Below are 8,117 nucleotides of genomic sequence, written 5' to 3'. Positions count from 1 at the left end.
GCGTGCCCGCGGACCGGCCGCGGCGCGTGCCCGCGGACCGTCCGCACGCGCGGGCGGCCACGCGGCCCCCGTCGGAGGCGCGAGGCGCCGTCACTCCCGGCCGAGCACCGCCAGCGCCGTGTCGAACGCCGAGTCGCGGCGGTGGGCGAACTCCTCCGCCGTGAAGACCGGCGTGGCGACCTGCGGCGGGATGCCCGCGCCGTCGTACGTGCGGCCCGCCGCGTCCAGGAACTCCTCGTTCGGCAGGCCGAAGCCCCACGGTTCGGCCACGCCCGGCAGGCCGGGCAGCACCCGGTCCATGACGTCGGAGAAGACGCCCTGGGTGCTCTCGCCGATCCGGACCGTGCGCCCGGGACGGCCCATGAGGGCCTGCGTGAAGGACTCCCCGGCGCTCATGGTCGAACCGCTCGTCAGGACCGCCACCGGCCCGGTGTACCGGGGCGCGTGCGCGGGGCGCACGGGGATCGGCTGGGGCGCGGTGTGGCGCATGGGGTGGTCCGGGTCGTTGCGCGCCCGCTTGGCGTACGCCAGGTACGGGCGGTCGGCCAGCCGGGCCGCGATCTTCAAGCCGAGCGCGTCGTAGCCGCCGCTGTTGACGCGCAGGTCGATCACCAGGCCGCGCAGGCGGGCGGTGCGCTCGGGGTTGAGGACCGCGTCCAGGGCGCGATCCAGCTCGGCCGCCTCCCGCGCGTACGTGCCGTCCTCGACGTAGTCGGCGAAGGCGGAGACGCGCAGGTAGCCGCGGTCGCCGGGCAGGTCGAGGTAGCTGATGTGCCCGTTGGCGAAGGACTGGATCCGCTTCCGGCCGGGGTCGTGCAGGTCGCGGTCGGCCACGTACGACAGGATCTTCGCGTCGTAGTCCGGGCTGGGCGGCGTGGTGCCCGGCCTCCCTTGCGCGAAGCCGCCGGCCGGGGGCGCGGAGACGTACACGTGCGCGTCGTACAGCGGCTCGACCATGGCGCGCAGGACCGCGAAGAGCCGCGCGGGCGTGGTCTCGTCGGTGACCTGCGGGCGGTAGCGGTCGCGGACCGCCTCCCAGTCGACACCCTTGGCGGCGAAGAACGGGTAGTTCTCCCGGAACGTCTCCCAGAACACGTCGAACACCGCCCGCGGCCCCTTCGGCGCGGCGCGCAGGCACGCGGCGGGCAGCTCCGCGACGCGCAGCAGGCGTGCGTCGCCGGCCGCGCCGTCGCCGTGCAGCACCGCGCGGCCGGGCAGGGCCCCGGGCCGCAGGACGACGGACCCGGCGGACAGGTCGTAGCGCACCGCGCCGTGCTCGTCGGCCGGGCCCGCCGCCTCGCCCGTGCCGCCGGGCAGGCAGCTCACCGACGTGGTCTGGTACAGCTCCAGGTGCCCGCCCGCCACGCGCAGCACCGTGCCGTAGCCGTCCGTCCGCCAGACGCCGTCCACCGCGTCCGCCCGCGCCGCCACGGACCGCGCCGCGCCCGCCGGGGCCGCCGCCGTCGCGGCGGGCGCCGACAGCCCGGCTCCGGTCGCGGCCACGGCGGCTATGGCGGCTGTGGCGGCCGTTCGCATCCCGCGCCTCACGTGCCCGTACCCCGTCCTTCTTGATCGCTTCTCGTGCGCCCAGTATCGGCGGGGCGGGGAGGGCGGGGACATCCGGCCCGCGGGCCCGTCGCGGGTGGGGTTAACCCCAGCCGGGCGGCGCGGCGGCCGGGTCGCGGGCACACGGCGGACCGGGCGGTCAGCGCGGGACGGGGCCGTGCGGACCGGGCGGTCAGCGCGGGATGGAGGTCAGTGCGGGATGGAGTCGATCAGCTCGCGCGCGCCCTGGCGCAGCAGCGTCACCGCGACGGACGTGCCGAGGGTGGCCGGGTCCAGCGGGCCCGCCCACTCGTGCGCGTCCAGCACCGTCTTGCCGTCCGGGGTGAAGACGCGGGCGCGCAGGTGCAGCCGCCCGTCGCGCTCCGCACGCGCGTACCCGGCGATGGGGCTGTTGCAGTGCCCCTGGAGCACGTGCAGGAACATCCGCTCGGCCTCGGTCTCCCGCCAGGTGGCCGGATCGTTCAGCGCGCTGACGACCTCGATCACCGGCGCGTCGTCCTCGCGGCACTGGAGCCCCAGCACGCCCGCGCCGATCGGCGGGCACATGCGCTCCGTCGACAGCACCTCGCTGATCCGGTCCGTCCGCCCGATCCGCTCCAGGCCGGAGAGCGCCAGCAGCAGCGCGTCGGCCTGGCCCGCGTCCAGCTTCTCCAGGCGCCGGTTGGCGTTGCCGCGGAACGGCACGCAGTGCAGGTGCGGGTGGGAGGCGGCGAGCTGGGCGACGCGGCGCACCGACGAGGTGCCGACGCGGGTGCCGGCGGGCAGCGCGTCCAGGGTCAGGCCGCCCGGGTGCAGGAGCGCGTCGCGGATGTCGTCCCGCTTGAGGTACGCGGCGAAGACCGTCCCGGCCGGCAGCGGCCGGTCGGCGGGCACGTCCTTCATGCAGTGGACGGCCAGGTCGGCCTGCCCGGCGAGCAGCGCGGCGTCGACCTCCTTGGTGAAGGCGCCCTTGCCGCCGAGCCGGCCCAGGTCGCCGGTCCAGCGGTCGCCCGAGGTCGTGACCGGCACGACCTCGGTGCGCAGGCCCGGGTTGCGGGCGGACAGCTCGGCTCGCACCCGCTCGACCTGGGCCAGTGCCATCGGCGAGGAGCGGGAGACGATGCGGATCGACTCGACAGGGGCCATACGCGCCACGATAGTCCGTCGGTCTCCGGCCGCGGGCACCAGGACTCCACCATGCGGCCACCGGCCGCGACGTATCGGGTATTCCGGTCTCACCGGGTGAGTCGCCCAGCCCTGCGCGGCCGTCCCGCGCGGGAGCGCGTTCCGGTGTGCGCCGGCACGCGCGGGACGGCGTTTCCGCGCGGGCCGGGGCGGCGGTCCGTACTGCCCCGGGGGCCGGGGTGCGCCGTCTCGGGGCGGTGGCCTGCGCCGCCCTCGGGTCGGTCGGCGCGGCCGTCCTGGGCCGGTGGTACGGCGGCGCGGGACCGAGGCTCCGACCGGCCGGGAATAGACCGGAGCCCTTCTCCGGTTACCTTGGCGCGGCGGTACGAGACCGGCGCGCCACTCCGGCCCGTACGGACGCTGTCCTGTGCGGACGCGACGGCCCGTACGGACGCTGCCCGTACGGACGGGGCGCCCGTACGGACGGGGCCCGTGCGGCGCGGGGGCCCGGCCCGCCGCGCGCGGACGCGGGTGCGGGCGCGGCCGGGCGCCGGAGAGGCACCGCAGCGCGGCGCCCGGACAGCCGAGAGCCGGGGCACGAGACAGGAGAGGCGGTTCCAGCGTGGCCGACGAGCGGGACGAGACCATCCGGGCCAGGTCGCGGGGCAGCGCGCCCGTGCCGCTGTCCGTGCTGGACCTGGCGGTCGTCGGCAGCGGACTGACCGCCTCCTCCGCGCTGCGTACGACGGTGGCGCTGGCGCGGCTCGCCGAGCGGCGCGGCTACCACCGGTTCTGGGTGGCGGAACACCACTCCATGCCCGGCGTCGCCAGCTCCTCCCCGGCCGTCATCCTCGCCCACCTGGCCGCGCACACCCGCCGCATCCGGCTCGGCTCCGGCGGCGTCATGCTCCCCAACCACGCGCCGCTGGTCATCGCCGAGCAGTTCGGCACCCTGGAGGCGCTGGCGCCCGGCCGGGTGGACCTCGGGCTCGGCCGGGCGCCGGGCACCGACGGGGTCACCGCCGCCGCGCTGCGCCGCACCGACCGGCTGAACGAGGCGGCCGACGACTTCCCGCGCCGGCTCGCGGAGCTGATCGGCTTCCTGGACGACGGCTTTCCCGACGGGCATCCGTACGCGCGTGTCCACGCCGTCCCGGGGCCGGTGCAGGGAAGCGTGCCGGGCGGGGTGCAGACGGCCGACCGGCCGCCGGTGTGGCTGCTGGGGTCCAGCGGGTTCAGCGCGCGGCTGGCGGGCACGCTCGGCCTGCCGTTCTCCTTCGCGCACCACTTCTCCTCGGCGCACACCCTGCCCGCGCTCGACCTGTACCGGGCGTCCTTCCGCCCGTCGGCCGTCCTGGACCGGCCGTACGCGTCCATCGGCGTGGCCGCGCTCGCGGCCGACGACGAGCGGGAGGCGCGGCGACAGGTGCTCACCGGCGCGCTGTCGATGATCCGGCTGCGCACGGGTCGGCCCGGCCTCGTCCCGACGCCGGAGGAGGCCGAGGCGCACCCGTTCAGCGCCCTGGAGCGGGAGTTCGTGGACAGCTGGCTGGCGAACGTCGTGTACGGCACGCCCGACGCGGTACGGGACGGGCTGGACGAGCTGGTCAAGCGGACCGGCGTGGACGAGATCAAGATCACCGGCTCGGCGCACGGCCGGTCCGCGCGCCTGCGGTCGTACGAGCTGATCGCGGACGCGTACCACCTGCCGGTCCTGGACGGGGACGCCCCGGACCCGGACGGCCGCGCCTGAAGCGCGGCCCAGGACGGTTGCGCGTTACGCGTGAGCCCCAGGACGGTTGCGCGTTACGCGCGGGCCCTGCCGACGGGCCGCGACACGCGGCCCGCCGCGACGCGCCCGGCCCGAAGCGGGGCCCGTCGCCCGCGGCCCAGGACGGTGGCCCGAACGGGTGGGGGCAGCCCAAGTCCCAGGGGCAGCCGGGTCCGAGGGCACGGGCCGCGCCCGCCGCGTCCGGGACCCGGCCCGGCGGACCGCCCGCCCGTACGGGCTGTACGGGCCCCCAGCGGGACCGGACCCGCGGGCGGCCCGTCTCAGCCCGCCAGCAGCGCCGAGATGCGGTCCGGCGCCACCGCTCGCGAGTAGAACCAGCCCTGGCCGGTGTCGCACCCGATACGGCCCAGCCGCTCTGCCTGCTCGGCGCTCTCCACGCCTTCCGCCGTGACGGACAGGCCGAGCCGGTGCGCGAGGTCCACCAGGGCCTCGACAATCGTTTCGTCAGCGGGATTCGGGTGCTCTTCGGCGCGGAAGCCGCGCACAAACGATCCGTCGAGCTTGAGGGTGGAGACCGGCAGCCGGCTGAGGTAGGCCAGGTTGGAGTAGCCGGTGCCGAAGTCGTCGATGGCGATGGCGATGCCCATGTCGCTGAGCTGCTGGAGCGCCTGCGAGGGGCGGCCCGCCGAGCCCATCACCGCGGACTCGGTCAGCTCCAGCTGGAGCAGGTTCGGCGGCAGCCCGGTCCTGGCCAGGATCGCGCCGACGTCGGCGACCAGGTCGGAGTCCCACACCTGGCGGACGGCGACGTTCACGCTGACGAAGATCGGCGCCCGGGGGTGGGCGAGCTGCCACGCGCGGGCCTGGCGGCAGGCGGTCTCCAGCACCCACCGGCCCAGCGGCACGATGGCGCCGCTGTCCTCGGCCAGCGAGATGAACCGATTCGGCGCCAGCCGTCCGAACCGCGGGTGGTTCCAGCGCACCAGCGCCTCGACGCCGCGCACCGCGCCGTCGACCAGGCCGACCAGCGGCTGGTAGTCGAGCACGAACTCCTCGCGCTCCACGGCCGGGCGCAGCGTGGAGGCCAGCGCCTGCCGGGTCATGCGGTGCGCGTTGCGCTCGGGGTCGAAGAGGGTCCAGCGGGCCTTCCCGTCCTCCTTGGCCCAATAGAGGGTGGTGTCGGCCGCCTGCATCAGCCAGGTGGTGTGGATGCCCGCGGCGGGCCGCTCCACCACGCCGATGCTCGCCGACACCGACAGCCGCTGCCCGGACACGTCGAACGGCCGCTGGAGCGCGGCCAGGACCGTGCGGGCCAGCTCGCACAGCTGCTCGGTGCCCTCGGAGTCCTCCACCAGCAGGGCGAACTCGTCCCCGCCCAGGCGCGCCACCAGGTGCCCGTCGGGTGCGGCGCACTCCACGAGCCGCTGGGCGACCGCGCTGAGCAGCCGGTCGCCGACCCGGTGCCCGAGGGTGTCGTTGATCGCCTTGAAGCCGTCCAGGTCGAGGTAGCACAGCCCGATGCGGCGGCCGCTGCCCGGGTCGTACGAGGCGGCCTCCAGCGCGGAGGCGAGTTTGTCGAAGAAGAGGTTCCGGTTGGGTAGCCGGGTGACCGGGTCGTGCATCTGGAGGTGGCGCAGCCGGGCCTGGAGGTCGCGCCGGTCGCTGATGTCGGTGACCGACAGCAGCACGTTGCAGCTGTCCGGCACCGGTTCGACGGTGATCTCGGCCCACAGGCTGTGGCCGCCGGGGCGCTTCAGACGGCGGGTGCACAGCAGCCGCCCGCGGCGGCCGAGCAGCACCTCGCGGTACTCGGACCAGGTGCGCGCGTCCTCCCGCAGGTCGGCCAGGTCGGCGGCGTCGCGGGCGGTCAGCAGGGCCGGGTCGGTGCTCAGCAGGGTGCCGAGCGCGGGGTTGGCGTCCAGCACCACGCCGTCCCGGCCGACGATCGCCATGGCCAGGCGGGCGGCGTGGAAGGCGGTGCGGTAGTCGCTCGGCTCGGGAGGGCGGTCGGGGAGCCCCGACGGGTGGTCGGAGAGCCCCGAGGGGTCCGGGAGCGGCGCGGGAGGGTCGGGCAGCGCCGGCGGATGGTCGGACAGCGCCGGGGCGCGGTCCGCGCGCGCGGGGGCGCGGTCCGGGAGCACGGTGGCGCGGTCGGGCAGCGGGGTGGCGCGGTCGGGCAGCGCCGCGGGCCGTTCGGGCACGGCCGCGGGGCGGTCGGGGATCACCGGCAGGGTGGTGCGAGGGGCGCGGTCCTGGCCTTCAGGGGATCCGCTCACCGCTCGCTCCCGCGTGGCGCTCGTCGGTTCGTACTCGTACAGGTCTGTCGTACACGTCTCGTGCATGTCTCACACCGGGTGTCGGGCGGACGTTGAATGTGCACCCGAGTGGGGAATTCCCGTTGGAAATGTGCCGATCATAGAGGCTCCCACTCTGGGCCTTCCAGCAGGGCAAGCGCGACCAGCGGCGCGTCGCACCGGTGTTTGGCCGTATTTGCTCGACTCTGCACGGACCTTCTGCTCTCATGACCGACTGTGACCGTCTGTTACGTACCCGAATCGTGGGCAGTTCACTCGACCGGGTCAGGGCAACAGGGCGTAATCCCTATAAGCGGCAGAAGGTGGAGGGGGCGTACCGCACGACGCCCAGGAGGTCGACATGGCACGCTGTCGCGTCCCCCAGGGCCCCCGGAGCGCCGGCCGGCCGCCGTCCCTGCGCCGCGCGGGAGCGGTCCTGACCTCGCTCAGCGCCGTGGTCGCCACCACCGTGGTGGCCGGACCGGTCGCGGCGGCGGGCGCGGACGGCCCGTGCACCCTGCGGCGCACCGGCGCGCACCACTCCGAGGGGCTCGACTCCTGGGACACGCGCTACCCGCGGCCCACGCGCGCCCTTGACGCCGTGATGGTCTTCCTGGCCTTCCCCGACGCCCGGCCCCGGCTGACCCCGCGCGCGGTGGCCGCCGACCACGTCCCCGGCACCACCGCCTTCTTCCGGCGCGCCTCCTACGGGCGGTTCCGGCTGCGCGTGCACCCGGTGAACCGGTGGATCGCCATGCCCCGAGCCTCGTCCTCGTACGCCATACGGCGCGACTGGGACACCGGCCACCGCGCCGCCTACCTGCGCGACGCGCTGGCCGCCGCCGACCCCGCGGTGGACTTCCGCGCGTACGACATCGTCTACCTGGTCGCCGACCCGGACGCGCCCGGTGTCGACCCGGACGCCACCAAGGTCGTCAACTTCGACCAGCCGCCGCGGGCGGACGGCACCGCGCTGCGCCGCCTCGTCACCGTCTTCGAGCGGCACCCGCCGGACCGCCACGTCCTGGCCCACGAGACCGGGCACGTCCTGGACCTGCCCGACCTGTACCACCGGCCGGAGGACGGCGGCGGCGACTGGGACACCCACGTGGGGGACTGGGACCTGATGGGCAGCCAGTTCGGGCTCGCGCCGGAGCCCTTCGGNGGGGACTGGGACCTGATGGGCAGCCAGTTCGGGCTCGCGCCGGAGCCCTTCGGCTGGCACAAGTGGAAGCTGGGCTGGCTGACCGGCCGCCAGGTCGCGTGCGTGCGCGCGACGGGCGGCACCCGGCACACGCTGCGCCCGCTCAGCGCGCCCATGGCGGCGGACGGGGCGCGGCCCGGTCCGGTCCGGTCCCGGCGGCCGGGCTCCGTCCGGGCCGCGGCGGCCCGCGCGGGCGGGCCCGGGGGCGGAGCCGCGG

General features: G+C 76.0%; 5 protein-coding genes. 2 read left to right on the top strand and 3 right to left on the bottom strand.

Annotation, left to right across the window (positions count from 1 at the left end; all coding sequences use genetic code 11):
• Positions 1-90: 90 nt before the first annotated feature.
• Positions 91-1,503 carry a S41 family peptidase gene (locus RKE29_RS25610; RefSeq protein WP_312008005.1) on the bottom strand — a complete coding sequence of 471 codons (1,413 nt, stop codon included), beginning with the start codon at positions 1,501-1,503 and terminating at the stop codon, positions 91-93.
• Positions 1,504-1,755: 252 nt separating this feature from the next.
• A complete protein-coding gene (gene hemC / locus RKE29_RS25605) occupies positions 1,756-2,691 on the bottom strand; it encodes a hydroxymethylbilane synthase (RefSeq protein WP_312008004.1) in 936 nt (311 codons plus the stop codon).
• A gap of 601 nt (positions 2,692-3,292) precedes the next feature.
• Between hemC and RKE29_RS25600 the strand changes: the two genes are divergently transcribed.
• On the top strand, positions 3,293-4,423 hold the full coding sequence (locus RKE29_RS25600) for an LLM class flavin-dependent oxidoreductase (protein WP_312008002.1): 1,131 nt from the start codon (positions 3,293-3,295) through the stop codon (positions 4,421-4,423).
• A 299-nt stretch (positions 4,424-4,722) separates the two neighbouring features.
• On the opposite strand, the gene RKE29_RS25595 is transcribed toward RKE29_RS25600, so the two are convergent.
• Positions 4,723-6,744, bottom strand: a complete 2,022-nt coding sequence (locus tag RKE29_RS25595) for an EAL domain-containing protein (protein ID WP_312008001.1) — start codon at positions 6,742-6,744, stop codon at positions 4,723-4,725.
• Between the two features lie 313 nt (positions 6,745-7,057).
• Between RKE29_RS25595 and RKE29_RS25590 the strand changes: the two genes are divergently transcribed.
• On the top strand, positions 7,058-8,117 hold a 1,060-nt coding region (locus RKE29_RS25590), incomplete at its 3' end, for a M6 family metalloprotease domain-containing protein (RefSeq protein ID WP_312008000.1).

Origin of the sequence: Streptomyces sp. B1866, assembly GCF_031932565.1 — a bacterium.
Taxonomy (GTDB): Bacteria; Actinomycetota; Actinomycetes; order Streptomycetales; family Streptomycetaceae; genus Streptomyces.
Note: the sequence above shows the minus strand (reverse complement) of the source record. Positions and strands in the feature narration are given on the sequence as shown.

Bases quoted from the DNA above. Each gene is read 5' to 3' on its own strand.
- hemC (WP_312008004.1), bottom strand. From the start codon at position 2,691: ATGGCCCCTGTCGAGTCGATCCGCATCGTCTCCCGCTCCTCGCCGATG.
- RKE29_RS25595 (WP_312008001.1), bottom strand. From the start codon at position 6,744: ATGCACGAGACGTGTACGACAGACCTGTACGAGTACGAACCGACGAGC.